18 protein-coding genes and 1 pseudogene are annotated in these 26,431 nt (G+C 58.3%); 13 read left to right on the top strand and 6 right to left on the bottom strand.

All coding sequences use genetic code 11. From position 1 onward, the window contains the following. Positions 1 to 739: 739 nt before the first annotated feature. Positions 740 to 2,425 (top strand): NAD-dependent DNA ligase LigB, encoded by a 1,686-nt coding sequence (gene ligB, locus RGM3321_RS04415; protein ID WP_244391757.1) that lies wholly within the window; start codon positions 740 to 742, stop codon positions 2,423 to 2,425. A 40-nt stretch (positions 2,426 to 2,465) separates the two neighbouring features. After that, entirely contained in the window at positions 2,466 to 2,876 is a 411-nt protein-coding gene (locus tag RGM3321_RS04420; RefSeq protein ID WP_244391758.1) for a DUF1090 domain-containing protein, read from the top strand. Between the two features lie 47 nt (positions 2,877 to 2,923). Here RGM3321_RS04420 and RGM3321_RS04425 read toward each other — a convergent pair whose 3' ends face one another. From RGM3321_RS04425 to RGM3321_RS04435, 3 genes are all read right to left on the bottom strand, one after another. Further along, entirely contained in the window at positions 2,924 to 3,325 is a 402-nt protein-coding gene (locus tag RGM3321_RS04425) for an MAPEG family protein (RefSeq protein ID WP_244391759.1), read from the bottom strand. 114 nt (positions 3,326 to 3,439) lie between these two features. Continuing rightward, on the bottom strand, positions 3,440 to 4,831 hold the full coding sequence (locus RGM3321_RS04430; protein ID WP_244391760.1) for a heavy metal sensor histidine kinase: 1,392 nt from the start codon (positions 4,829 to 4,831) through the stop codon (positions 3,440 to 3,442). Beyond that, positions 4,828 to 5,502 carry a heavy metal response regulator transcription factor gene (locus tag RGM3321_RS04435; RefSeq protein ID WP_004654919.1) on the bottom strand — a complete coding sequence of 225 codons (675 nt, stop codon included), beginning with the start codon at positions 5,500 to 5,502 and terminating at the stop codon, positions 4,828 to 4,830. The genes RGM3321_RS04430 and RGM3321_RS04435 overlap by 4 nt, the downstream gene beginning before the upstream one ends. A gap of 267 nt (positions 5,503 to 5,769) precedes the next feature. Here RGM3321_RS04435 and RGM3321_RS04440 point away from each other — a divergent pair, with 267 nt between their 5' ends. The 8 genes and pseudogenes from RGM3321_RS04440 (at position 5,770) to RGM3321_RS04475 (ending at position 19,664) form a co-directional block, all read left to right on the top strand. Next, entirely contained in the window at positions 5,770 to 6,996 is a 1,227-nt protein-coding gene (locus tag RGM3321_RS04440; RefSeq protein WP_244391792.1) for a TolC family protein, read from the top strand. Positions 6,997 to 7,063: 67 nt separating this feature from the next. Continuing rightward, a complete protein-coding gene (locus RGM3321_RS04445) occupies positions 7,064 to 8,317 on the top strand; it encodes an efflux RND transporter periplasmic adaptor subunit (protein ID WP_244391761.1) in 1,254 nt (417 codons plus the stop codon). A 24-nt stretch (positions 8,318 to 8,341) separates the two neighbouring features. Further along, a complete protein-coding gene (locus RGM3321_RS04450) occupies positions 8,342 to 11,497 on the top strand; it encodes a CusA/CzcA family heavy metal efflux RND transporter (RefSeq protein ID WP_244391762.1) in 3,156 nt (1,051 codons plus the stop codon). Between the two features lie 436 nt (positions 11,498 to 11,933). Next, positions 11,934 to 14,825 carry a type VI secretion system Vgr family protein gene (locus tag RGM3321_RS04455; RefSeq protein WP_244391763.1) on the top strand — a complete coding sequence of 964 codons (2,892 nt, stop codon included), beginning with the start codon at positions 11,934 to 11,936 and terminating at the stop codon, positions 14,823 to 14,825. A 153-nt stretch (positions 14,826 to 14,978) separates the two neighbouring features. Then, a pseudogene (locus RGM3321_RS04460) lies at positions 14,979 to 16,844 on the top strand (phospholipase D-like domain-containing protein). After that, complete coding sequence (locus tag RGM3321_RS04465; RefSeq protein ID WP_244391764.1) at positions 16,844 to 17,899, top strand: DUF6396 domain-containing protein; 1,056 nt, start codon at positions 16,844 to 16,846, stop codon at positions 17,897 to 17,899. The pseudogene RGM3321_RS04460 and the gene RGM3321_RS04465 overlap by 1 nt, the downstream one beginning before the upstream one ends. Before the next feature lie 147 nt (positions 17,900 to 18,046). After that, complete coding sequence (locus RGM3321_RS04470; protein WP_244391765.1) at positions 18,047 to 19,102, top strand: DUF6396 domain-containing protein; 1,056 nt, start codon at positions 18,047 to 18,049, stop codon at positions 19,100 to 19,102. Between the two features lie 232 nt (positions 19,103 to 19,334). Next, positions 19,335 to 19,664, top strand: a complete 330-nt coding sequence (locus RGM3321_RS04475; protein ID WP_244391766.1) for a hypothetical protein — start codon at positions 19,335 to 19,337, stop codon at positions 19,662 to 19,664. A gap of 131 nt (positions 19,665 to 19,795) precedes the next feature. Here the strand turns inward: RGM3321_RS04475 and RGM3321_RS04480 are convergent, their stop codons facing one another. Both RGM3321_RS04480 and RGM3321_RS04485 read right to left on the bottom strand, forming a co-directional pair. Then, entirely contained in the window at positions 19,796 to 21,121 is a 1,326-nt protein-coding gene (locus RGM3321_RS04480; protein ID WP_244391767.1) for an OprD family porin, read from the bottom strand. 485 nt (positions 21,122 to 21,606) lie between these two features. Next, entirely contained in the window at positions 21,607 to 21,828 is a 222-nt protein-coding gene (locus tag RGM3321_RS04485; protein WP_003343801.1) for a hypothetical protein, read from the bottom strand. Between the two features lie 218 nt (positions 21,829 to 22,046). Here RGM3321_RS04485 and RGM3321_RS04490 point away from each other — a divergent pair, with 218 nt between their 5' ends. Together RGM3321_RS04490 and RGM3321_RS04495 are read left to right on the top strand one after the other, a co-directional pair. After that, positions 22,047 to 22,376: a DUF2790 domain-containing protein gene (locus RGM3321_RS04490; protein ID WP_004663292.1), complete on the top strand. Its 330-nt coding sequence runs from the start codon at positions 22,047 to 22,049 to the stop codon at positions 22,374 to 22,376. A 279-nt stretch (positions 22,377 to 22,655) separates the two neighbouring features. After that, positions 22,656 to 23,915, top strand: a complete 1,260-nt coding sequence (locus RGM3321_RS04495) for a sodium:proton antiporter (RefSeq protein WP_005733888.1) — start codon at positions 22,656 to 22,658, stop codon at positions 23,913 to 23,915. Here RGM3321_RS04495 and RGM3321_RS04500 read toward each other — a convergent pair whose 3' ends face one another. Next, complete coding sequence (locus RGM3321_RS04500) at positions 23,916 to 24,815, bottom strand: AraC family transcriptional regulator (protein WP_244391768.1); 900 nt, start codon at positions 24,813 to 24,815, stop codon at positions 23,916 to 23,918. A gap of 281 nt (positions 24,816 to 25,096) precedes the next feature. Between RGM3321_RS04500 and RGM3321_RS04505 the strand changes: the two genes are divergently transcribed. After that, positions 25,097 to 26,413: a sugar ABC transporter substrate-binding protein gene (locus tag RGM3321_RS04505; RefSeq protein ID WP_244391769.1), complete on the top strand. Its 1,317-nt coding sequence runs from the start codon at positions 25,097 to 25,099 to the stop codon at positions 26,411 to 26,413. The last annotated feature ends 18 nt before the right edge of the window (positions 26,414 to 26,431 follow it).

Raw genomic sequence — 26,431 nt, forward strand, 5'->3', positions numbered from 1 at the left:
ACCCAGCCTTTGTGGGAGCTTGCTCACGAAGGGGCCGGTGCAGGCGCGACTATCGTGCGGCGCTCTGCGTCGCATGCCTTTCTGGACGCTCCGCGTCCTCTTGACGACGCAGAGCGTCGAGAACTGCATTCCCACGCTGGAGCGTGAGGAACGATAACCTCAACTATCGTGCCCGATGCTCTGCGCTTCTGCCCGAAGGGCGTGTGAGCTTGCTCACGAAGACGCCGGTGCAGGCGCGACTATCGTGCGGCGCTCTGCGTCGCATGCCTTTCTGGACGCTCCGCGTCCTCTTGACGACGCAGAGCGTCGAGAACTGCGTTCCCACGCTGGAGCGTGAGGAACGATAAACTCAACTATCGTGCCCGATGCTCTGCGCTTCTGCCCGAAGGGCGTGGGAGCTTGCTCACGAAGGGGCCGGTGCAGGCGCGACTATCGTGCGGCGCTCTGCGTCGCATGCCTTTCTGGACGCTCCGCGTCCTCTTGACGACGCAGAGCGTCGAGAACTGCGTTCCCACGCTGGAGCGTGAGGAACGATAACCTCAACTATCGTGCCCGATGCTCTGCGCTTCTGCCCGAAGGGCGTGTGAGCTTGCTCACGAAGAGGCCGGTGCAGTCACTGATTACTCTGCGTGGACATGCCGGCCTGCGCAATGGCAAAACCCGGTAACCAAGCCCCACGCCTTCACCACACGACAACGACTAGCCTCATCGGGCCCATTCCTAAAGCAAGGATGCTTCGATGCTGCCTACCTTTCGCCTGATGACGTGCGCTCTTGTGTTTATTCTGCCCGGCCTCGGCCATGCCAGTCAATGCCCTGACTGGCCTGCAGCCAAGGCACGCAGCGAGGTCACGGCCTTGCAGCAGCAGGTTGCCGCGTGGGACGACAGCTATCATCGCCAGGGCCTCTCGCAAATCCCGGACGGGCTTTACGATCAGGCGCGGCAGAAGCTGAGCGTGTGGCGCTCGTGCTTTGCCGTGTCCACACCCGAGTCCGATCCGCTAACGACAGCAGTTGGCCCGCTGCCTCATCCCGTACCGCATACGGGCGTTAACAAGCTGGCGGACGAAGACAGAGTCAAGGCCTGGCTGAAAGGCCGCAACGACCTGTGGATTCAGCCCAAGATCGACGGCGTGGCAGTCACACTCGTTTATGAAAAAGGTCAGCTGGTGCAGGCGATCAGTCGCGGCGATGGGCGCAAGGGCCAGGACTGGACTTCGCAGGCACGACTGATAAAAGCTATTCCTCAGCGTCTACCTCAACATGACTCCCTGATCCTGCAAGGCGAGCTGTACTGGCAGCTGACCGATCATATTCAGGCACTATCCGGCAGCGTCAACGCGCGCAGCAAGGTCGCAGGGCTATTGGCGCGACAGACAATCAGCACGCAGCAGGCTGATGCCATCGGGCTATTCGTCTGGGACTGGCCGAACGGACCTGCCAACATGACTCAACGACTCGCAGGCCTGCAAGCCATGGGCTTTGAGGACAGCGAGGCGTACACGCACCCATTGGAAAATCATGTTCAGGCTGCGAAATGGCGCGAGCACTGGTACCGCAATCCTCTGCCATTCGCGACAGATGGCGTGATCATGCGCCAAGGCCAGCGCCCACCGGTGCAACGCTGGCAAGCCAGTGCGCCTTACTGGATCGCGGCCTGGAAGCACCCTTACGCACAGGCACTGGCCGAGGTACGCAAGGTCAGCTTCAATATCGGTCGCAGCGGCAGGATTACCCCTGTGCTGGAGCTGACGCCCGTACGCCTCGATGACCGTACCGTCAGCCGCATCAGCACCGGTTCACTGCAACGCTGGCAAACGCTGGATATAAGGCCTGGCGATCAAGTTGCCGTAAGCCTGGCCGGGCTGACGATTCCGAGACTCGACGGCGTGATATCCCGCGCGGCCGAGCGAGTTGAAATGATCATTCCGCAAGCCGGCGACTTTCATGAGTTGAGCTGCTGGCAAGCCACACCAGGCTGTGAAAGCCAGTTCCGCGCCAGACTGATCTGGCTCAGCGGCAAGAAAGGCCTTGCGCTGCCCGGCGTCGGTCCGGGGACCTGGGACAAACTTATTGAAAACGGCCAAATAGAGAGCCTGCTCGATTGGATGACCCTGAATCATGCTGAGCTTGCTAACATTCCCGGCTTCGCAGAGCGCAGCAGCGCTAAACTGCTCGCCAGCCTGCAAACAGCGCGTGAACGGCCGTTTCAAACGTGGCTCAAGGCCATCGGACTGCCGCCTACAGGAAGCGCAATACTTCCTGACAATTGGCAGGAACTGGCCGGGCGTAGCGTTGAGCAATGGCAAGCAGAGCCGGGCATAGGGCCTGGCCGGGCAGCGAAACTGAGGTCTTTTTTTCAGGCCCCAGAGGTGCGGGCATTGAGCCATCAATTGCAGGCTCAGGGTATTTCAGGTTTTAAGTAGCGGACGTCCATTTTTTGGTCCGTGTTCAAACGGAGTTCATATGCAGTTTTTATCACCACTGATCCTTTTCACCAGTTGCACGCTACTGGCTACAACGCTGCTGGCAGATGAGCAGGCACCCGCACCTTCCGAGTGCCAGATCAAAAGTCAGGAAATCAGCAGCAAGATTCAGGACGCCAAGACCGAAGGTAACAAGGCCGAGCAGACCGGGCTTGAAAAGGCCCTCGCCGAGGTCAATGCCAGCTGCACCGAGACCTCATTGATCAAGCAGAGAAAGCAAAAGGTGCTGGACGCCAAGCAGGAAGTCAGCCGCCGCCAGACCGACTTGAACAAGGCCATGGACAAAGGTGATCCGGAGAAGATCAACAAGCGCAAGGACAAGCTGGCGGAGTCGCGCAAAGAGTTGCAGGAAGCCCAGACCGACCTTGAGAAAGTCCAGCCTGACGATTGATCAAGGTCGCGGCGCTGCTGCTTATCGGCAGCGCCGCAACCTGGCTGTCAGGACACGGCCGGGAAAGCCGACACGCCGAACAGCGCGATGATCAGGCCCATGCCCACCAGCCAGACAAGCGAGCGCAGTGCGGCCAGATCGGCCAGGTAAAAGATGATGTACAGCAGGCGACTGGTGATAAACAGCACCGCCAGCACGTCAATGGTTACCAGCTGCGCGTTACCGGCAATGTGCGCAATGATCACCGCTGCAGCGAACGCCGGTGTCGCTTCATAGCTGTTGAGCTGGGCAGCATGCGCACGGCGCGGGAAACCCTCTAGCTTGTCGAGAAAGGCGCGCGGGTCATGATTGTGTCCGCTGCCGAATTTGCCGCTGCCGAACTTGGCGATACCGGCACACATAATCGGCAGCAGGATCGCGACCAGCACGCACCAGAAAGCAACTGTCATACGTCCATCCTTATAGGTTCAGCTTCATCTGAAGCATCCGGGCAATACCCGCTCACAAGCTATGAGCCGGGGGGCAGCGAAAGGTTCTTGAGGAACGACCAGCAACCTGACGCATTACACCAGTTTAGGAAAGATCAGGCTGAACGTCGTGAAGTGTCCGGGCTCGCTCTCGACCGTCACCTGCCCTTCATGCAGGCTCATGATGGAACGCACAATCGCCAGACCGAGCCCGGTCCCGCCCTGCTGTCGCGCGCGGCTGACATGAACCCGATAGAAGCGATCGAACAGCCGCGGCAGGTGTTCGGAATCAATACCCTCGCCCGCATTGCGCACCGCCAGTGACACTTCATCTGCATGTGTGGCAAGGGTGATGGTAATGACACTGCCGGACAGACCGTGGCGAATAGCGTTGGACAGCAGGTTCGAAATCGCTCGCTGAATCATCAGCCGGTCGCCTGTTGCCTTCGCGTTGCCCTGAACCTGCAAGGTGATGTCGCGCTCTTCCGCCGAAGCTGAAAACAGCTCGGCGACCTTGTCGGCCTCTTCGCGCAGGTCGATGACCTCAACCGGCAACGGCGCGGCAGGCTGGCTGACACTGGCCAGAAACAGCATCTGGCTGATCATGCGCGACATGCGCTCCAGCTCCTCGGTACACGATTCAAGCGCCTGCTTGTATTCTTCCGAAGGGCGCGGCCTGGACAGCGTGACCTGCGCCTTGCCCATCAGGTTGTTCATGGGCGAGCGCAACTCATGCGCGAGGTCGTCCGAGAACTGCGCCAGTTGCTGCACATCGCCGTCCAGCCGGTGCAGCATGAAATTGACCGCATGCGCCAGATCGCGCAATTCATCAGGCAGGCCCTTCACCTTCATGCGATGAGACAGATCGCGAGCCGAGATCAGCGCCGTTACTTTTCTGAAAGCACCCAACGGCCTGAGACCACGACGCACCACCCACCAGGCACCGAAGCCGACCAGCAACAAGATCACCGGCAGTATCAGGAAAGTCGACTTCAAATAAGCGTGCAACAGCGTGCTGTCGCTTTCCCGATCCATCGACAGCCTGACGAGAATGTCCTGCCCTGTCTTGAGGCGTATTTCCCTGTAACCCATCAGAATCTTGTGGCCGTGTACTGACTGCAACTCCTGAAAGCCTTGAGGTATGTGATCTGCCTCGGGGACAGGCAGGTTCCGGCCTTCCTCGTTACCGACCATCATCAATTGCTGCCGAGGGTTGCCCGCGTCGAGCACCATCAACGAGTAGCTGTCGTGTCCGATAATCTGGTCACGCAGGGTATGAGGGTATTGAACAATGTCTTCGATGCCGAGAAATCCCTCGCTCATGCTGTGTTCGATCTGCGCGAACTTCTCGTTCAGGCTGTCTTCGGCGCGCAGATCGAGCTGACGGGAAATAGCCGCATAAGCGAGCATTTCCATTACCAGCACCAGGCACGCAATCAGCGCAGTAACGGTCAGCCCCAGGCGCGTCGACAGACGCGTCGGTTTCATTCACGCACTTCCAGCACATAACCCACGCCGCGCAACGTGTGGATCAGCTTGGTCTCGAAAGGATCGTCGATCTTCGCACGCAGGCGACGGATCGACACTTCCACCACATTGGTGTCGCAATCGAAGTTCATGTCCCAGACCAGAGAAATGATCTGGGTACGCGACATGACTTCACCGCTGTGACGCATCAGCAGGTGCAGGAGCGCGAACTCCTTGGTGGTCAGGTCAATGCGCTGGCTGCCGCGAAACGCCCGGTGCCGCCCTTGATCAAGTTCCAGATCGCCAACCTGCAAAACCTTGGAGGTGGTGGTCTGCTCGCTGCGCCGCATCAACGTGCGGACCCTTGCCAATAGTTCGGGAAACTCGAACGGCTTGACCAGATAGTCATCTGCGCCCAATTCCAGGCCCTTGACCTTCTCTTCCAGGCGCCCTCGTGCGGTGACCATCATGACGCGCGTACTGACAGTCTTCCTCAGGCGACTCAATACCTCCCAGCCGTCCATTTCCGGCAGGTTCACATCCAGTATCACCACATCGTAAGCCTGATGCTGCGCGAGATAGAGGCCATCGAGCCCGGTTGCAGCGATATCGACGATATAGCCACTTTCGGTCAGCCCCTGATGCATGTACTCGGCAGTTTTCGGCTCGTCCTCTACGACAAGGATTCGCATAACCAGGCTTCCTGTTTGATGAACGGATGATGACGATGCCGTGCAGTGTACTGAAAAGAAACGCTTATCTTGCTGGATAACAAAATCGTAATTTTCCAGCAATCCCTCTGATAGCTCCGGTTACATAAAGTCCCCACAGCCAACTTCAGCGCCAAGGTGCCTGTTTGTTTTTTTGTTTTGATGGGGTGCTTCATGGACAGGGTAATTCATGCGACTGAAGAACAACGTACGTACTCGGCGTACCGGTCTGGTTACAGGGTGCCCGGCATGAAAGTCGCCGCACTTTGCCTGCTGCTGTTACCGTTTGCTGCTCCCGGCATCGCAGCAGCCCAGGGCATCAGTCTGCCTCAGGCACTGGAAGCCGCCTTTGCCCGTAACCCGGAACTGGCCGCAGCCCAGTGGGAGATCGGCGTCGCCGAGGGTGATCGCCAGCAGGCTGGACTGATTCCCAACCCGGTAGTGTCGTGGGAGGTTGAAGACACACGCCGCGAGACCAGCACCACCACCGTGATGCTCAGCCAGGCACTGGAACTGGGCGGCAAGCGCGGAGCACGCATCGAAGCCGCCAGCAAGGGCCAGGACGCCGCCCGGCTGGAGCTTGAGCGACGCGGCAACGAACTGCGGGCCGAAGTGGTTCAGGCGTTCTACGCAGCGGCGCGGGCGCAGACAGGTCTGGACCTGGCGCGCCAGTCCAGAACACTGGCCGAACGCGGCCTGCAGGTTGCCGAGGGGCGTGTTCGGGCAGGCAAGGTGTCACCGGTGGAAGCCACACGCGCCCAGGTACAACTGGCCGAAACCGACCTGCTGGTCCGGCGCGCCGAGACCCTGAAGATCAACAGCAACCGTGAACTGGCGCGCACCACAGGTTCGCCGGTCGCCTCTTTTGAGCGCCTGGAATACACCGATCTGTCGCCGGGCAAGCTGCCACCGAGCGCAAAGCTACTGAGCGCCATCAACCAGTCTGCCGAGCTACGCCTCGCTCAGGCGCAAATAGAACAGCGCGAAGCCGCGCTGGGTTCAGAACGCGCCAAGCGCATCCCGGACCTGACCGTCAGCGTCGGCAGCCAGTACAGCCGCGAAGAGCGCGAACGGGTCAACGTCGTGGGTCTGTCGATGCCGCTGCCGTTATTTGATCGAAACCAGGGCAACGTACTTGCAGCATCACGCCGGGCCGATCAGTCACGCGACCTGCGCAATGCCGTTGAACTCAAGCTGCGCACCCAGACCCAGTCAGCCCTCGATCAGTGGAGTACTGCTGCGCAGGAAGTCGAGTCCTTCAATCAGGTCATCCTGCCCGCCGCGCAGCGCGCCGTCGACACCGCAACGCGCGGTTTCGAAATGGGCAAGTTCGGTTTTCTGGAAGTGCTGGATGCGCAACGAACGCTGATTTCAGCGCGCAGCCAGTACCTGGAATCGCTGGCGACTGCCACCGAAGCCCGAGTGGCTGTCGAGCGAATTCACGGTGATCTCAACCGGTTCAGCTTCAACCCCTGACTTTCCTTTTCCGCCTGTATCGAGCGTATCGCAAGGTGCCGCAAGCACCTGATCGCCGGGAGCCTTTATGAACAACAAACGAAGCATTGCCATCACGCTGGCGGTGGTGGCCATCATTGGTCTGGGCAGTCTGACGCTGAACCCGCAGATGCTGCCATTCGCAACTGGAACAGAGCCATCAGGCGAGGAACACGACCATGACGCCGAGCCAGGTCATGCCGCCGAGAAGAGCCAAGGCAACGAGAAGAAAACACCAGGCACCGCAGCGTCAGAATCTTCCCATGAAGAGGAAGAAGGACACATCGAGCTGACTGCCGAGCAGATCAAGACTGCCGGCATCGAGCTGGCCACCGCAGAACCCCGGCAGATGAGCACGACCGTGACCTTCCCCGGTGAAATCCGCTTCGATGAAGACCGCACTGCGCATGTCGTGCCGCGGGTCAGCGGCGTGGTCGAAGCGGTGAAGGTCGATCTGGGTCAAGCCGTGAAAAAGGGCCAGGTGCTGGCAGTGATTGCCAGCCAGCAGATCTCCGATCAACGCAGCGAACTGAACGCAGCACAACGCCGCCAGGAACTGGCACGCCTGACGTTACAGCGTGAGAAGAAACTCTGGGAAGACAAGATCTCCGCCGAGCAGGACTACTTGCAAGCGCGCCAGGAATTTCAGGAGGCCGACATCAACCTGGCCAACGCCCGGCAGAAGATCAGCGCCATCGGTGCCAGCCTGAACCCATCCGCGGGCAATCGCTACGAGCTGATCGCGCCTTTTGACTCAATGGTCGTGGAGAAACACCTCGGCATCGGCGAGATGGTCAGCGAAGCGAGCAATGCCTTCACGCTGTCGGATCTGTCTCGCGTGTGGGCGACCTTCGGCGTGGCGCCAAGGGATCTGGACAAGGTGGTGGTCGGTCGTCCGGTCATCGTCAGCGCGCCCGATCTGAATGCGCGGGTCGAAGGCGAGATTGGTTACGTCGGCAGCCTGCTGGGCGAGCAGACTCGCGCTGCCGCGGTGCGCGTGACCCTTGCCAACCCGCAGGGTGCCTGGCGTCCCGGCCTGTTCGTGTCGGTGGAAGTCGCCGCCGAGCAGACCAACGTGGCGGTCAGCATTCCCGAGTCCGCGATTCAGTCGGTTGAAGACAAACCCTCGGTCTTCGTACGCAACGCTGAAGGTTTTCAACTGACACCGGTAACGCTCGGTCGCCGCGATGGCGGCTACGTGGAAATCGTCAAAGGCCTGGCTGGCGGCACACAAGTGGCCACCGCCGGCAGTTTCATCCTCAAGTCGGAGCTGGGCAAAGGCTCCGCCGAGCACGCCCATTGATCTGCGCCACACGAGTACACCTCCATGTTTGAACGGTTGATTCAATTCGCGATTGAACAGCGCATCGTCGTGATGCTTGCTGTGCTGCTCATGGCTGGGCTGGGCATCGCCAGTTACCAGAAACTGCCCATTGATGCGGTTCCCGACATCACCAACGTACAGGTGCAGATCAACACCTCTGCGCCCGGCTTCTCGCCGCTGGAAACCGAGCAGCGCATCACCTTCGCCATCGAGACCAACATGGCGGGGCTGCCCGGTTTGCAACAGACGCGCTCGCTGTCGCGCTCGGGCCTGTCGCAGGTCACGGTGATTTTCGAGGACGGCACCGACCTGTTCTTCGCCCGCCAACTGGTGAACGAGCGCCTGCAGATCGCCAAGGACCAGTTGCCGGAAGGCGTCGATACGATGATGGGGCCGATCTCCACCGGCCTTGGCGAGATCTTCCTGTGGACAGTCGAGGCTCGTGAGGGCGCGCTGAAAGAAGACGGCACGCCGTACACGCCGACCGACCTGCGGGTAATTCAGGACTGGATCATCAAGCCGCAACTGCGCAACGTGCCGGGCGTGGCCGAGATCAACACCATCGGCGGTTTCGCCAGGCAGTACCAGATCGCGCCTGATCCGAAAAAACTGGCCGCCTACAAGCTGACGCTCAACGATCTGGTGGCAGCGCTGGAGCGCAACAACGCCAACGTCGGCGCAGGCTACATAGAGCGCGGCGGCGAGCAGTTACTGATTCGCGCACCGGGTCAGCTGGGCACCGTGGACGACATCGCCAACATCGTCATTGCCAACGTGCAGGGCACGCCGATCCGGATCAGCAGCGTGGCCGAGGTCGGCATCGGCAAGGAAATGCGCTCCGGCGCAGCCACCGAAAATGGTCGTGAAGTGGTGCTCGGCACCGTGTTCATGCTGATCGGTGAAAACAGCCGGACGGTCTCGCAGGCGGTGGCCGCCAAACTCGCCGAGATCAACCGCACCCTGCCACAGGGCGTAGAAGCTGTAACGGTTTATGACCGCACCACGCTGGTGGAAAAAGCCATCGCGACGGTCAAGAAGAACCTGATCGAAGGCGCGATTCTGGTCATCGTGATTCTGTTTCTGTTCCTCGGCAACATCCGTGCTGCGCTGATCACCGCCATGGTGATTCCGCTGGCCATGCTGTTCACCTTCACCGGCATGTTCACCAACAAGGTCAGCGCCAACCTGATGAGCCTGGGTGCACTGGACTTCGGCATCATTGTCGACGGCGCGGTGGTGATCGTCGAAAACGCCATTCGCAGGCTGGCGCATGCCCAGCAGAAGCACGGCCGCATGCTGACCCGCAGCGAGCGTTTCCACGAGGTATTCGCCGCCGCCAGAGAAGCCCGTCGACCGCTGATCTTTGGTCAGCTGATCATCATGGTCGTGTACCTGCCGATCTTCGCCCTTACCGGTGTGGAAGGCAAAATGTTCCACCCGATGGCCTTCACCGTGGTCATCGCCCTGCTCGGCGCCATGATTCTTTCGGTGACCTTCGTGCCTGCCGCCATCGCCATGTTCGTCACCGGCAAGGTCAAGGAAGAAGAAGGCTTTGTGATGCGCACCGCCCGCCAGCGCTACGCGCCGATACTGAGCTGGGTACTGGGGCATCGCTCGATAGCGTTCGGCATGGCATTCGTGCTGATCGTGCTGTCCGGCTTCACCGCCAGCCGCATGGGCAGCGAGTTCATCCCGAGCCTGAGCGAAGGCGACTTCGCCTTGCAGGCGCTACGGGTTCCCGGCACCAGCCTGACCCAGTCGGTGGACATGCAGCAGCGTCTGGAAAAAGCCATCATCGAAAAAGTCCCGGAAGTGCAGCGCGTGTTCGCCCGCACCGGCACCGCAGAGATCGCCGCCGACCCGATGCCGCCCAACATCTCTGACAGTTACGTGATGCTCAAGCCGCAAAGTGAATGGCCGGACCCGGACAAGTCCCGTGAAACACTGATCGCCGACCTGCAAAAAGCCGCCGCCAGTGTGCCGGGCAGCAACTACGAACTGTCCCAGCCGATCCAGTTGCGCTTCAACGAACTGGTTTCCGGAGTGCGTAGCGATGTGGCAGTAAAGGTCTTCGGCGACGACATGAACGTGCTGAACCAGACCGCCGCAAAAATCGCCGCCACCCTGCAAAAAGTGCCCGGCGCCTCGGAAGTCAAAGTCGAGCAGACCACGGGGCTGCCAGTGCTGACCATCAACATCGACCGCGACAAGGCCGCGCGTTACGGCCTCAACGTGGCCGACGTGCAGGACGCCATCGCCATTGCGCTGGGCGGTCGTCAGGCGGGCACGCTGTATGAGGGCGACCGCCGTTTCGACATGGTGGTGCGCCTGTCCGAACAACTGCGCACCGACGTGAACGGGCTCTCCAGCCTGCTCATTCCGGTGCCTGCGAGTGCCAACAGCAACCAGCAGATCAGCTTCATCTCGCTGTCCCAGGTCGCCAGCCTCGACCTGGTGCTCGGCCCGAACCAGATCAGCCGCGAGAACGGCAAGCGTGTGGTCATCGTCAGCGCCAACGTGCGCGGCCGGGACCTCGGCTCGTTTGTCGAAGAAGCAGGCACCACTATCGATAACGGCGTGCAGATTCCAGCGGGCTACTGGACCAATTGGGGCGGGCAGTTCGAACAACTGCAATCGGCCGCCAAACGCCTGCAAATCGTCGTGCCGGTGGCATTGCTGCTGGTGTTGGCGCTGCTGTTCATGATGTTCAACAACCTCAAGGACGGCCTGCTGGTCTTCACCGGTATCCCGTTCGCCCTGACTGGCGGCGTCATGGCCCTGTGGCTGCGCGACATCCCGCTGTCGATCTCCGCAGGCGTGGGCTTCATCGCCCTGTCGGGTGTGGCGGTGCTGAACGGTCTGGTGATGATCGCCTTCATCCGCAGCCTGCGCGAACAAGGCCACTCGCTGCACGCCGCCATCAACGAAGGCGCCCTCACCCGCCTGCGCCCGGTGCTGATGACCGCACTCGTCGCCTCCCTCGGCTTCATCCCCATGGCCCTCGCCACCGGGACTGGCGCCGAAGTACAGCGACCGCTGGCGACGGTGGTGATTGGCGGGATTCTGTCGTCGACAGCGCTGACGCTGTTGGTGTTACCGGCGTTGTATCAGTGGGCGCATCGGCGGGAGGAGGAGGAGGCGGTTGAGGCGTTGAAATAGGTCTTTAAGTAAAAATTGCGCTGATCCAGCTGATCTTACCGTCAACTGGCCCAGCGCAGTCGGCACTGTCTGTAGCCAAAGTCTTACTCCATTTCCAGAAACGCAGCACACCTGCTGGCGAACAATTCAGGTAGACACCGCAGCCTTGAGCAATGATATTTCGAACCATGGAACACGTTACTAACTAGTTGCCAAATGTGTTGAAATGCAGCCTTATCACCCAGCGCAGAACGCGTTGCGCCGAAGATACTTAAGATCATGAATTTCCCGCCAGTGTGGGAACTCATTCCCCGTATCGGCCACTAACAGCGCAGTCGCTTGCGCATCGGCGGCAAACAGGATCGACGCTGAACGTTGTGTTTCTTTTCAATTCGCCACACGAAATGGCCATTTGAAAGACAGGACGTACAGTTTGCGCAAGTAAAGGAGTTACACAATGGACCTGACCTTTGGCACACCTCTCAGCCAGAGCGGACGCCTTCTGCAACTCACCACGCCGCTGGGCGAGCATCAGCTTCAGGCCCTGCGCATGCATGGGGTCGAGCGCATCGGGCGCGTGCCCCGCTACACCCTCGACGTGGTGGTGCAGGACACCGAATACGATCCTGAAAAACTCATCGGCCAACCCGTCAGCCTAGCCATCCTCTGCGATGACGGTTCTCCCGCGCAGCGCCATGGCCTTGTCGAGAGCGTGCGCTATCTGGGCAATGACGGTGGTCTGCATGACTGGCAACTGGTCTTCGCGCCCTGGTTCAGCCTGCTCGAATACCGACTCGACTGCCGCATCTGGCAGGACAAGAATCTGCCGGCGATTCTTGAAGCCGTTTTCTCGATGTACGAGCAGGCCAAGGGCAATTACCGCCTAGACCTGCGTCGTGAATACGCCCCGCTGTCCTACGTCACTCAGTTCAACGAGAGCGACGCCAACTTCGTGCAGCGTTGGTGCGAGCAGGAAGGTCTTTTCTGGTACGTCGAACACACCGCTGACAAGCACTGCATTGTCTTCACTGACACCGTCGACACCCTGCCCGCGCTGGCACCGCAGAGCATTCGCTTTCATACCCAGAACGCCACTGAAAAACAGGATGGCATTACCCAGTGGAGCAGCGGCTCGCAGTTGTTGAGCGGCAAGCTGCATTGGCGCAGTGTCGATTACCTGGCCCACGGCCAGCCACGCGAAACCGTGATGCCAGCCTTGCAGGCCGCTTCGGCGCCACAGGCGCTGGAGCGTTACGAGTATCAGGGCCAGTACGGCTGGCAGAAGCAGGACCGCGGCGAATGGCTGAGCCGCGTACAGATCGAGCAGCGTGAATCCCAGGCACGTCGCGTGCAAGGTCAAAGCGGCGTGCGGCAGATGGAAGCCGGACGCTGGTTTGAGCTGACCCAGCATCCGCTGTACGAACGCAAGGCAGCTGAAGAGCGCCAGTTTTTGCTGATCGAAGTCGAAATGTTCGCCGAGAGCAACCTGCCGCTGGCCAAGGAGAGACGCGAAGTGCCGGGGAGCCTGGCGGCGCTATTCAGATCTGTTCGTCCTGAGCCATCACCCCTTACCGGTGTGGCCGATTCACTGGGCGTGGGCAGCCACGGTTTCTTCCTCAATCGCTTCGAAGGCCAGTTGCACAGCGTGCCGTTCCGCAGCCCGTCGGAGCATTTCAAACCTAAAAGCCTCGGCCAACAGACCGCCGTGGTCGTCACGCCCAGCGGCCATGAAGTGTTTACCGACACCTTGAACCGGATTTGCGTACGCTTTCACTGGGACCGCCTGTCTCAGGATGGCGAGTTGGGCTCCTGCTGGCTGCGCATGATGCAACCGAGTAGTGGTCCGGACTGGGGCAGCGTGCATGTGCCGCGTGCCGGTGAAGAGGTGGTCATCACCTTCTTGGATAACGACATTGATCGGCCACTGGTCATGGGGCAGGTCTACGGCGGTCACAAACCCGCCTGGCACTCCAGCGGTTTGATGGCCGGCTACAAGAGCAAGGAAGTCGGCGGCGGTGGTTTCAACCACTGGGTGATGGATGACTCGACCGGCCAGGTCCGCACCCAGATCCACAGCAGCCACGGGCATACCCAGCTCAACCTCGGTTATTTGATCGACCAGCGAGGCAACAACCGTGGCGGTCTGCGCGGTACCGGGTTTGAACTGCGCACCGATGCTTACGGTGCCCTGCGCGCCCAGCAGGGTCTTTACCTCAGCACCTGGAAACGCAGCGGTGCTCAGGGTGCACAGATCGATGCCAGCGAAGCGCAGCAACAACTGAAAAACAGCGAGCAACGCGTCAAGACTCTGTCCGATACCGCCCAACAGCACAACGCCCTGCCCATGCAGGAAGGCCTGGACAGCCTGACCCAGCTCAACAGCGATGCCGACGTGACTTACGGCAGTGACGACGGCGCCCCGAGCCAAGGCCCCGGCGAGCAGCAACGCAACGGCGGCGACACCGCTTGGGCGATCCGCAGCGGTGGACGTGGCAAGACACCGGGTTACCAGCAGCCATTGCTGATCGTCTCATCCCCCGCCGACATCGCCACTGCGACCCCAAAAAGCACCCACCTGCACAGCGGCAAACACCTGACCCTGAGCACCGGCGAAGACGTCAGCATCGCCAGCGGCAAATCCCTGCTGGCCAGCGTCGCGCAAAGCATCAGCCTGTTCGCGCAGAATGCTGGAGCCAAACTGTTCGTGGCCAAAGGCAAGATCGAGTTGCAGGCGCAAAGTGATGCGATGGAGCTGACCGCGCAGCAAGGGGTCAAGATCACCTCGACCGCTGCCGGAATAGAAATCGCTGCTCAGGAAGGCATCCTGCTCACCAGCGGTGGCGGCTACATCCGCATCAAGGACGGCAATATCGAGATTCATGCGCCGGGGACGATTGATGTCAAAGGGGCGAAGAAGACGTTTAGTGGGCCAGCCCAGCTTAATCGCGACCATCCCGCCTGGCCCGAGTCCTCTGTGACCCAAGCGCTTACCTTTTATGCTGGGCAAACCAATGCCGGAAGCTCTAGTGCGTGGGCTGGTATGCCTTACACGTTGCGCGACGGGGCATCACTCGTCAAAAAAGGCGTCATGGATAAAACCGGGGCAATTGACGTTGATCATCACCCCACAACCAGCAATTACACGCTAGAACTGGCCAATGGCGTGAGTTACGACATTCCGGTCGGCGGTCAGTACCAAGGCGAGCAAAGAAATGCCGAATTCGCCAACAGCGGATTTCATCGCCATAGCAACCAAACGGGTTCAACGAACGCTCGGGCAGGAACTGAGAGCAAGTTCCGGGCCCTGTACACCTCGCTGAACAATCCAGAGTCAGAATCGGAAACGTGATGGGAACGACTAGCCCATTCGAGACCAGAGTTGCGACCGGCATGCATCCTGATGAACCTGCAGAACGGCCACGGCCTGTGCGATCAACTGTCAGCCATCCAGCTCGCGTCTCCGATCAGGCAGCGTGTCAAAAACTATAAGGACGAAACGCTCATGGAATCGCCACTTCCCCGCCTCAACAACATAACAGTGCCCATCGCACTCTCGCACACCAACAGCGCCAGGATTGTTCCGCGCTGGTTCGTCGAGGACAGCGAATTCAGCCCGATTCCGGCCACCTATAGACCGCTGGTCAACGGTTAGGAAGCGTTCAAGGCCGTCTATGAGGCCATTGCCAAGGCTGAAAAATCCGTCGAAATCATCTGCTGGGGCTTCCAGCCTTCCATGTATTTCATCCGCGACGGATCCCACCCCTGCATTGGCGAATTGCTCAGGCTCAAGGCCGCCAACGGTGTGAAGGTACGAATACTGGGCTGGGAAATGCCCTTCAACTCCGCAGGCGTAGCAGGCGAAGGCAATCTGCCGGGCAAAGGTGTAATCCGGATAAAATCCCGGGCCATGCAAAGCTCGACGCCTGATCAGTATGACTACGATCGCGACTGGTTCTCCGAATGCGCGGTGTCCGATGGCAAAGCGGCTGAGCGAGTCAAAGGCAAATCTCCAGTGTTTGTGAGTCGTGGCTTCAGCGCCAATGAACGGTTAGAGATCAAGCACTGGGTGAAGTATGAAGCGCTCGATCCCAATATCAGCGTGGGCATGCGCCTCGTCCTGAGCGCCAGCGCCTCGCACCACCAGAAAAGTGTACTGGTCGACTATGAACTGCCCAGCGCGGTCGGCTTTGTCATGGGCCACAATTCGCTGGACGAATATTGGGACACCGATCAACACTCGGCACTGAACCGTGAAGAAGGCACCAAGCCTGAGCCCTATCTAGGCTCGCGCGGCTCTACGCCACGCCAGGACATCTCGTGCATGTTGTCCGGGCCGATTCTCCACGATGTGCACCAGAACTTCGCCATCGCCTGGCGCAAGGAAACCGGCGAGGACCTGCTCGCCTGTCGCGATTGCGATCCGACCTCCAATCGTCTCCAGTTCCAGAGCGGCACGCGGTTGATGATGCAACTGTTGCGCACCCAGGCTCAGGTGGGCCAGCCCAAAACCAACCGCAAGCACAAGGATGACGTAGGCGACCATGAAAAACCTGTCTTTGACATCCAAAGCGGTTACATGGTGGCTGCCAATAACGTCACCCAGTTCGTTTACATCGAGAACCAGTACTTCCGCTGGCCGCCGCTGGCCGATCACCTCAAGACCCTGGCAGGGAAATACTTCAAAGCAGGCCGCAAGGAGCCCCTCTATCTTTTTGTCGTCACCAATGACACCAAGGACGGGGTTGGCATGGGCACAGCCAAGACCCAGGAAATGCTCGCCAGCCTGGGCCGGGCAGAGACCATTCCGGCCATCACCAAGCTGCGAATGATCAAGGAGATGAAAAGTGAAGCCCCGGTCAGACCTCGGCCGGACGGGCCAAATGACCGTGCCGGGCAGAGAAAGCTGGACGAATGGCAAGCGGACATGCACAGGAAAACCAAGGAGATTGAAACTTCCAACTTGGTAGCCAAGGAAGTGCCCGGTTTGAAAATTCATGTCTGTTCGCTGGTCGCATTCGACTCGCCGGCGGGCAAGCCCTGGATGCCGGTTTATATCCACTCCAAGCTGATGATCGTCGATGACGTCTACACCACACACGGCTCAGCCAACATCAACACTCGAAGCATGATGGTCGATAGTGAACTGAACATCTGCCATGAGCATCCGGAGTTTAGTCAGCCGTTGCGGCGGCGGTTGTGGGATTTGCATACGAAGGGGCGAGGGGTGCAGGATGATCCTAAAGAAGCTTTTGCAGCTTGGGAGGAAATCATCAAACGGAATAAAGAATCTCGAGACAACAAGCTTAAGCCTGATGCCCCTCTAGTTGAATTTCATTACTCTGAAACCTCTATGACGGACTTTGACTAATGCGCCTGACTCTTTTGCTTTCAAGCCTGCTACTGGTTGCCTGCAGCTCCAGCAACGCCATTACTTTACGGACAAAGGACACTCCCTTGAATCAGTTGAGCGAAGTCAGCACCAAACTGGCATTTACCTGCGCACACGAGAAAATCCCGGCCCCCTCGGCAGAAACAGACGTGTTGTTCCAGTACGCCCGCTGGTTGCAGAAAAACAATCAGATTCAGCAGGATGAAACGGTCGATATCGAGATCGGAAGACTGTACCGCATCGCGGCAGAAAACAACCACTACAAGGCCAACGTAAACCTGCAAAACGGCGCTATGCGTGGCCAGTTCAAGCTCACTGGAGGGGAAAGATTACGACTTAGCCAACAGCTGATAGATGCGCATGTGGCTTCGGGGTATTACATGATCGCCATCTATCTTCAAAAGGGCGCGGCGGGTCTACAACAAGACGAGGATATGTCCCTGCGCTATTTTCGCAAAGCGGCAGATGAGGGAAGTGCGCAAGCGCAAGCATACGTTGCCGAAAAACTCGCGCCCATTGATATTGCACCGGATATTGCAAGACAAATGCGTCGTTGTGCTGCAGAGCAAGGTAACGGCAAGGCAGCTGGAGCATTAGGTGTCCACCTATCAACAGCCAAGCAATATCGGGCCGCTCTGGAAGCCTTTCAACTTGGCGCAGCGGCAGGTGATGAAACCTCTGCGTCTTTTTTGAGCAAGGGCTTTCGCGGACCCCAACCCGATGATCGCTTGTATTATCTAGGCCAGCAGGAAGACTTGGAACGCGCCGAACGTTATAAGCAAATCTGGAGCCTTCTAGCAGATTGGTCCTATGCCAATCCAAGCGTCCCTGAAATCAACGAAATCGTTCCCCTGCCCCCAGCCAAACTCCCCGCATGGGATGGCAAGCTGAAATGGGTTGAAGAGCGTGAAGCCAACATACCGCCGCCCAAGCCTTCTGAAGCGCTGATTGAGCAACTGGCCAAGGCTATGGTCCTTGATCCTAAAACAGGCAAGCCGTTGCCAGGCTCTCCCGTTTACAGCAAGGAAGACTGAATATAGGGCGGTAGAGGCTTTCTGTTACGAGCCAGATTCTGCATGTGCCTAGAGTGATCTGCACATGCAAATCTCTGCCCAAACTCAAACCCGACACGCTCTCGTTGAACCTTATTATCGCGACGCTACTATGACGGACCATGACTGATGCGCCTGACTTTGTTGCTTTCAAGCCTGCTGTTGGCCGCCTACAGCTCCGGCAATGCCCTTACCTCACGGACGAAGGACGCGCCCCTAAGTCAGCTGAACGAAGTCAACGCCAAGCTGGCATTTACCTGCGTACACGAGAAAATTCCGGTCCCCTCGGCCGAGACGGATGTGCTGTTTCAGTACGCTCGCTGGCTGCAGAAAAACAATCAGATTCAGCAGGATGAAACGGTCGATATTGAGATCGGAAGACTGTATCGCATCGCGGCAGAAAACAACCACTACAAGGCCAATGTCAACCTGCAGAACGGTGCTATGCGTGGCCAGTTCAAGCTCACTGGAGGGGAAAGATTACGACTTAGCCAACAGCTGATAGATGCGCATGTGGCTTCGGGGTATTACATGATCGCCATCTATCTTCAAAAGGGCGCGGCGGGTCTGCAACAAGATGAGGATATGTCCCTGCGATACTTTCGCAAAGCGGCAGATGAGGGAAGTGCGCAAGCGCAAGCATACGTTGCCGAAAAACTCGCGCCCATTGATATTGCACCGGATATTGCAAGACAAATGCGTCGCTGTGCTGCCGAGCAAGGTAACGGCAAAGCAGCCGGAGCATTAGGTGTACATTTAAAAACAGCTAAACAATATCAGGCTGCTCTTGAAGCTTTTCAGTTAGGAGTCGCAGCAGGTGACGAGAGCTCAGCGTCTTTTTTAGAGAATGGCTTTCGCGGCCCTAAGTCAGATGATCGCTTGTATTATATAGGCCAGACAGAGGACCTTGAACGAGTGCAACGTTACAAGCAAATTGGCAAGGTATTGGGTAACTTATCCTATGCCAACCCAAGCGTCCCCGAAATCAACGAAATTGTTCCCCTGCCACCAGCCAAACTCCCCGCATGGGATGGCAAGCTGAAATGGGTTGAAGAGCGTGAAGCCAACATCCCGCCGCCCAAGCCTTCCGAAGCGCTGATCGAGCAGTTGGCCAAGGCCATGATTCTTGATCCTAAAACAGGCAAGCCGTTGCCAGGCTCTCCGGTCTACAGCAACGGATACTGATCAAAAGTCTGATGACGCCGATCCGGAAGAGATTCTGCATATGCCTATAGCGGGCGGCATATGCAAACTTTTACTCACGTCTAAAGCTGTCCAGAACGCCACTTATGCGTTTTATGTCTTAGCATGGATCGTACAGGAAGAATAACGTTCAAATCGATATCAAACTATCGCAGCCATCAAGAATATCTTGGGGTGAGCGACTATCAAACACTTTCTGCTCAAGGTAAATTCCATGATCACTTTGGTGCTTTTCCTATGTGTCTTGTCTGCAGTTTTTTATATAGGTCGTGTCATTTTTCGGATCATCAGCACCGATGAAAAAGGCCGGATTTCAAATGTGCTTACCCCAGCCACGTTGTTTAAAATGGCGTGCGCTTTTTTGGTCCTGTGTGTGGCTTCAGGCGCAGTATTTATAGGCGGCACAGCTAGCGCAATCAGCGGTTCAGGAGGAAGTGCCGAAGGTCAACAGCTTATGGATGCCATGTTGAGTCTCAGTAAGTTTTGCCTTTACGCAGCATCGGCTTTTGCATTAGCTGCATTGATGAGACTCCTTTCGAAATAGCGATGGCCAGTCAGCTTTTTGCGCTGGAAAAATCATGGGTCAGCCTATTGAGCTTTGGTGTTGATGGTTCACACAACGTGGTTAGCACTAAGAAGCGCCCCAAGGGACGCTTCCTGCCTGTTCGGAAATACTCAAAGCACACTCAACGGATACTCCACAATCACCCTCACCTCATCCAGATCTGATTCGAACGCAGTGGCCCGGGTTGTCGCCTGGCGCACACGCAGCGACAGGTCTTTAAGCGTTCCGGTCTGCACAATGTATTTCGCTTCGATATCACGCTCCCAGCGTTTTTGATCGGTCAGCGGGTTGCCTTGTGCGTCGCGGCGCATGTAGGTGCTGTTGGCGTTGGAGTAGTCGGCGTCGGTGCCTTTGCCGTAGCGGGTCATGAATGACAGGCCGGGCACGCCGAAGGTGGACATGTCGAGGTTGTAGGTGACCATCCACGAGCGCTCTTTGGGTGAGTTGAAGTCGCTGTACTGGATGGAGTTGGCAAGGTAGATGGAGTCGGACTGTCTGAGGTAGTCGAAATCGTCATCACCTTCGTTGCGTTGATGCGAGAGCGACAGGGTGTGCGCTCTGTATTGCAGGGCGACTTTTGCACTCCAGATGTCGTTGTCGAATTCGCCGAGCAGCTTTTTGCCTTCGTCGGTGGCGTTGTAATAGTTCAGGCTGCTGGTCAGCGACAGGTCGTCAGAGAGCGGCAGCACGTAGGACGCTGAAGCGTATTTCTGATCCCAGGCGTCTTTGAGTCGGCTGGTGTAGAGGCCAAGGCTCAGCCTGTCGGTGGCCTGATAGTCACCGCCGAAGTAGGCAACCCATGGAGAGTCCACGGCACCGCCGTAGAAAGTCACGAAACCGTCGCGCATGTTGCTGGAAACGGGCTGGCTCATGGAGTGCAGGCGACCGCCTTGCAGGGTCAGGCCGCTGATGCTGTTGTTGATCGCCGTGACGCCACGAAAGCTTTCCGGCAGCAGGCGTGAATCACCGAATGCAACCACCGGCGTCGACGGGAAGACATCGCCCACGTTGACGACGGTGTCGAAGGCCCTGGCCTTCAGCGAGCCGCCGACTTTGCTGTACTCGTCGCGGGCATTGCCCTGCCCATCGACCGGCAGCACATCGAATGCGCTGCGCCCGCCGTTGCGTCCATCGCCTGTGTCGAGCTTGATGCCGATCATGGCAAAGGCATCGACCCCGACGCCGAAGGTGCCTTGAGTAAAACCTGACTGGAATCGCCCGATGATGCCTTGCGCCCACGCTTCGGAGTAACCATTGCCGGTCGGGCTGGATTCGCCATTGCGGTGGTCGCGGTTCATGTAGAAGTTACGGTTGAGTACCGTCAGCGTGCTGCCTTCGATGAAGCCTTCTTTCTGTTCTTCGGCGAGTGCGGTAATCGGCGTTACACCTGCCAGTGTCGAGCACAGGGCAAGGGACAATGTTCTGAGTTGGGTCATATGTGCTCCGATGGATCGGCAGATTGTTTTAAACGTGTCGACCTGGCGCTTTTTCCTGGCTCTTTTTATAGGTACGAGAGCTGCCAGCGGGGCACCATCTTGAAGTGGCGAAGATAACGTCGAGGTGACGGCAGGATTACAAATATGAAAGGAAGTGAAGTACCGCCTGCGTTAGTTCAATACGGTGAAACAGGCATTGACCGGATACGTTTGTTTTTATTCTCGCCGAAGGCCGTAGGAGCAGAACGGGCGACGTTTCGCTGGTTAGCGAATACGGTTCATTTGCGGCGAGCATGCCGGCCTCTTCGCGAACAAGTTCGCTCCTACGCCCTTCGGGCAGATGCATGAAAAATGCTTATCGCCGACGTTTTTGCCGGGAATAAAAAAAGCGCCCCGAAGGACGCTTAAAGATTCGCCCCGACCAAAGGAGCAGGGAGCTGCTACAAAGGGCGAATAGGGGTGCAGCGGGTCGGGCAGCAAAGGCATCAGCCTTCGGACTTGGTCGACCGCTCAGCCTCGGCTTTCTCGTCAGCATTGACGTACCGCTCGGCTTTGCTGCTGTTCTGTTCCTTGAAGCGCATCTCCTGCGCCAGGCGCATCTTGTCGGCAGCGGGGCTTGCGTACTCGTTACCGTCGTCGGCAAAGGCTGCAGTGGCGGACAAGGCAGCTACGGCGAAGACCATCGATTTGACCAGTTTCATCATCATTACCTTTCTCGGTTGAATGTCGGACCTGCGCAGCGCTCGGCGCTCGTCAGGGATGAAACAAGCTTACGTCCGGATAGCTAACAGGAAGGTGAGCAGAGAATGACAATACTGTTAGAAAGCTGACATCTGCGAGATTACCGATTTGTAATGTTTCAGCCACTTTCCGGTTAGTGCGCACTTGGTAAGGTTGAACCACATTCAAACGGAGACAAAAGAAAATGCGCACCGCCAAATCGTTGTTACTTGCTCTGGTCATTCTTTCGCCACTGAGTGCTTACGCTTACACCACTGATGAAGTCAAAGCCACTACGGTGATCAAAGAACACCAGGCCAGCGTGCAGAAATACGCCGCTATCCATAACAAGCCGATGCCGGAGATCAAGGAGTACAAATACGGAATGAAGCTCGACGTCGCCAAGGTCATTCGCAAATCCCCGGATCTGCAAACCTGTAGCGTGATGCCGAAACTGATGACCTACGAGGACTCCAAAGGCAAGTTGAACACCGTGCAGTACCAGGTCCTGAGCGGGTGCAGAAACAGCCAATGATTCTGAACCTGCCAGGGAGGCCACCCACTGTTACGTCCCCCGTAAGCCCGGACCGTTATCCGGGCTGACTTTTTTGTGCCTGCAATGCCCCGCTTCTTGCGCTTTCAAGTCTGCCTCATTCACTGATTCCTGCCTTTTTTGCAACATCACCGCATCTGCGTGGTCAACGCAAACCCCACTGTGTCGTGTCGCGATGTGTCTGGACATGGATCCGGTCCATCAAACACAGGCTCGGTTACGGTGATCGAGACACTGCACTTACGGATTCTGGAATGACGGATGCTTGAACTTGCTGCTGGTTTTATCTGCCTCACTGCGCTGCTGACCTATGTGAACTATCGCTTTATCGGTCTGCCGCCCACCATCGGCGTGATGGTCACCGCGCTGATGTTCTCTTTGCTGCTGCAAGGACTGAGTTTTCTGGGCTATCCCGGTCTGGAAGATCGCGTACAACAGCTGATCGGTCAGATCGACTTCGGCGACCTGCTGATGAACTGGATGCTGTCCTTCCTGCTGTTCGCCGGGGCGCTGCACGTCAACCTTGCCGACCTGAGAAGCTATCGCTGGCCCATCGGCCTGCTGGCAACCTTCGGTGTGCTGATTGCCACCACCGTGATCGGCGCGCTGGCCTACTGGATCTTTGCCCTGTTCGGCTGGCACGTCAGCCCGCTGTACTGCCTGCTGTTTGGTGCGCTGATCTCGCCCACCGACCCGATTGCAGTACTTGGCGTGTTGCGTACCGCCAATGCCTCCAAACCGCTGAAAACCACCATCGTTGGTGAAAGCCTGTTCAACGATGGCACGGCGGTGGTAGTGTTCACCGTTCTGCTGGGTATCGCGCAGTTGGGCGAGACGCCGACGGTTGGCGAAACCGCCCTGCTGTTCGTCCACGAAGCAGTGGGCGGGGTGCTGTTCGGAGGGCTGATCGGCTATGCCGTGTACCTGATGATCAAAAGCATCGAGCAGTATCAGATCGAAGTCATGCTGACTCTCGCACTGGTGATTGGCGGCTCGGCGATGGCCTCCGAGCTGCATGTGTCAGGCCCTATCGCGATGGTAGTGGCCGGGCTGATCATCGGTAACCTGGGGCGTAATCTGGCGATGAACGACATGACCCGTCGTTACATGGACGGCTTCTGGGAGTTGCTGGATGACATGCTCAACGCGTTGCTGTTTGCGTTGATCGGCATGGAGCTGTTGCTGTTGCCGTTCTCCTGGCAGCACCTGATTGCCGCCAGCCTGTTGGCCGTAGCAATTCTGCTGTCGCGCTTTGTCACCGTGGCCCCGGCGATTCTGCTGCTGCGTCGCTGGCGCAAGGTGCCACACGGTACGATCCGCATCCTGACCTGGGGCGGCTTGCGCGGCGGTGTCTCGGTGGCACTGGCGCTGGCCTTGCCCACCGGACCGGAGCGTGACCTGCTGCTGAGCATCACCTATATCGTGGTGTTGCTGTCGATCCTCTTGCAGGGCCTGACGATCGGCAAGCTGGTGCATGCCGTCACCCGCTCGCCACAGGCGAAAGAGCCAGCAGAGCATTGATCAGAGTGATGCAGCGGCGCGCCGGTACTCACTGGGCGTCTGCTGCATCTCCACGCGGAAATGCCGGTTGAAGTTGGACAGGTTGGCGTAACCCACTTCAAAGCAGATGTCCGACACCGACATCTCGCTGTGCAGCAGCAACCGGCAAGCCCGCTGAACCCGCAGCTTACGCATCAGATCAATAAAACAATGCCCGGTGGTGCGTTTGAAAAAGCGCGAAAAGCCCGGATCACTCATGTCCAGCCGTTGCGCGATGACTGACAGACGAATATCGCTGGTCAGTTCAGTCAGCAGATAATCGAACGCCTTGTTGATCCGCTCGGAGCTGCGCGCATCGAGGGTCGGGGCATACCAGGCGCTGGCCAGCAGACGAGCCTCCTGCACAGGCGCTTTCATCAAGGTATTGACCAGTTGTAGGAACAGAATCAGCCGTTCCAGACCTTGTGCCGGGCCGATCTGCTCCAGCAGTTGCGCAGCCTGCATGGCCGTTTCGCCGGTGAACTCCAACCCACGACGTGCCTGCTCGAACAGACGCTGCAAATCGCCCAGTTCCGGCAGCGTGCCACGTAGCGCCAGCAACGCCGCGCCATCGAACTGCAACACCACGTCACGCCCGGCCAGGTGCTCGCCGGGGGCCAGATCGCCGATCCAGTCGTGGGGCAAATCGGGACCGATCAGGGCCACATGACCGGCACCGAACTCACCGATGTAATCACCGGCCACCAGCTTGCCACTGCCTTGGCGGATCAGGTGGATTTCAAATTCTGGATGGTGGTTCCAGCGGGCCAGCGAGTAGGGATAGTCGTGCTCGTACCAGCGAAAGTAGTGGTCTGGTTGCGGGAGAATAACCTCAAGCTCGGCGGGACGCTGCTCGAACAAGGCCGCTCGGCTGTCAGGCACTGGATGCCCCTTTTATCGTTATTAATGCTCTATGGACACCTAAACATACGCCCTGCCGCTCGACCAGTGCTAGCTCACAATTAATCCGCCACTGGTACTTTTTTGCTTTCAGAGCGCGGCATAGCCAGCGGTTAAAAAAGTATCAGCCGACCATTCGCCGTGCGTTTGTTCAGGCCGCAACAGGCTGCTGTAATCGAGCCGTCCACCATGGTGATTCAGCCGTGGCCAACAACAAAAACAATGACTCCCGCCAGCCAAGGCGCGGGATGGAGTGCCCTGAGATGAACATCCGCAAAGCGCTTTTCCTGTCCGCAGGCGTGTCCGCCGCCCTTTTCAACCTGACCGTCCAGGCCACCGAAACCGTGACCATCGCCACCGTCAACAACGGCGACATGATCCGCATGCAGCGCCTGTCGAAAATCTTCGAACAGCAACATCCTGATATCAAACTCAATTGGGTGGTGCTGGAAGAAAACGTCCTGCGCCAGCGCCTGACCACCGACATTGCCACTCAGGGCGGCCAGTTCGACGTGCTGACCATCGGCACCTATGAAACGCCACTGTGGGGCGCCAAGCAGTGGCTGGAGCCTATCACCGGCCTTGCGCCCGAGTATGAGCTGGAAGATATCTTTCCCTCGGTGCGGCAGGGTTTGTCGGTGAAGGACACGCTCTATGCCCTGCCCTTCTATGGCGAAAGCACGATCACCTATTACCGCTCCGACCTGTTCAAGCAGGCAGGTCTGAGCATGCCGCAGCAGCCAACCTGGACCCAACTGGGTGAGTTCGCGGCGAAGCTGCATCAGCCCGACAAAGGTATTTACGGCATGTGCCTGCGCGGCAAGGCCGGTTGGGGCGAGAACATCGCGCTGCTGAGCACCATGGCCAACGCGTTTGGCGCGCGCTGGTTCGATGAGCAATGGAAGCCCGAACTGACCAGCCCGGAATGGAGCAAGGCTGCGAATTTCTACGTCGATACGCTGAAAAAGTACGGCCCGCCGGGCGTGTCGAGCAACGGTTTCAACGAAACCCTCGCGCTGTTCAACAGCGGCAAATGCGCCTTGTGGGTCGACGCCAGCGTGGCCGGCTCCTTCACGACGGACAAGGAACAGAGCAAGGTGGTCGACAGCGTCGGCTTTGCGCCTGCGCCGGTTGAGGTGACCGACAAGGGCTCTTCGTGGCTCTACGCCTGGTCATTGGCGATACCGGCCACCTCAAAGCACAAGGACGCGGCCAAGACGTTCATCACCTGGGCGACGTCCAAAGCGTATATCCAGTTGGTCGCCGAGAAAGACGGCATCAGTAATGTACCGCCAGGCACTCGAACTTCTACCTACAGCGAGGCCTATCTCAAGGCTGCGCCGTTTGCCAGCGTCACGCTGCAGATGATGCAACACGCTGACCCCGCGCACCCCTCGGCCAAGCCTGTGCCATATGTCGGCATCCAGTACGTGACCATTCCCGAGTTCCAGGCCATCGGCACATCGGTCGGCAAGTTGTTCTCCGCTGCCGTGACCGGCCAGACCACCACTGAACAGGCGCTCAGCGCTGCACAGGCCGTCACCGAACGCGAGATGAAACGCGCCGGTTATCCGAAGTAAAGCTGCGGCCCTCAACTG

This window comes from Pseudomonas sp. RGM 3321, from assembly GCF_022836805.1.
GTDB lineage: Bacteria > Pseudomonadota > Gammaproteobacteria > Pseudomonadales > Pseudomonadaceae > Aquipseudomonas.

Coding starts and splice junctions, on each gene's coding strand:
- RGM3321_RS04465 (WP_244391764.1), top strand. CDS start 16,844: ATGCGCCTGACTCTTTTGCTTTCAAGCCTGCTACTGGTTGCCTGCAGC.
- RGM3321_RS04470 (WP_244391765.1), top strand. CDS start 18,047: ATGCGCCTGACTTTGTTGCTTTCAAGCCTGCTGTTGGCCGCCTACAGC.
- RGM3321_RS04420 (WP_244391758.1), top strand. CDS start 2,466: ATGCAGTTTTTATCACCACTGATCCTTTTCACCAGTTGCACGCTACTG.
- RGM3321_RS04455 (WP_244391763.1), top strand. CDS start 11,934: ATGGACCTGACCTTTGGCACACCTCTCAGCCAGAGCGGACGCCTTCTG.
- RGM3321_RS04445 (WP_244391761.1), top strand. CDS start 7,064: ATGAACAACAAACGAAGCATTGCCATCACGCTGGCGGTGGTGGCCATC.
- RGM3321_RS04425 (WP_244391759.1), bottom strand. CDS start 3,325: ATGACAGTTGCTTTCTGGTGCGTGCTGGTCGCGATCCTGCTGCCGATT.
- ligB (WP_244391757.1), top strand. CDS start 740: ATGCTGCCTACCTTTCGCCTGATGACGTGCGCTCTTGTGTTTATTCTG.
- RGM3321_RS04440 (WP_244391792.1), top strand. CDS start 5,770: ATGAAAGTCGCCGCACTTTGCCTGCTGCTGTTACCGTTTGCTGCTCCC.
- RGM3321_RS04505 (WP_244391769.1), top strand. CDS start 25,097: ATGAACATCCGCAAAGCGCTTTTCCTGTCCGCAGGCGTGTCCGCCGCC.
- RGM3321_RS04490 (WP_004663292.1), top strand. CDS start 22,047: ATGCGCACCGCCAAATCGTTGTTACTTGCTCTGGTCATTCTTTCGCCA.
- RGM3321_RS04480 (WP_244391767.1), bottom strand. CDS start 21,121: ATGACCCAACTCAGAACATTGTCCCTTGCCCTGTGCTCGACACTGGCA.
- RGM3321_RS04435 (WP_004654919.1), bottom strand. CDS start 5,502: ATGCGAATCCTTGTCGTAGAGGACGAGCCGAAAACTGCCGAGTACATG.
- RGM3321_RS04450 (WP_244391762.1), top strand. CDS start 8,342: ATGTTTGAACGGTTGATTCAATTCGCGATTGAACAGCGCATCGTCGTG.
- RGM3321_RS04495 (WP_005733888.1), top strand. CDS start 22,656: ATGCTTGAACTTGCTGCTGGTTTTATCTGCCTCACTGCGCTGCTGACC.
- RGM3321_RS04485 (WP_003343801.1), bottom strand. CDS start 21,828: ATGATGATGAAACTGGTCAAATCGATGGTCTTCGCCGTAGCTGCCTTG.
- RGM3321_RS04430 (WP_244391760.1), bottom strand. CDS start 4,831: ATGAAACCGACGCGTCTGTCGACGCGCCTGGGGCTGACCGTTACTGCG.
- RGM3321_RS04475 (WP_244391766.1), top strand. CDS start 19,335: ATGATCACTTTGGTGCTTTTCCTATGTGTCTTGTCTGCAGTTTTTTAT.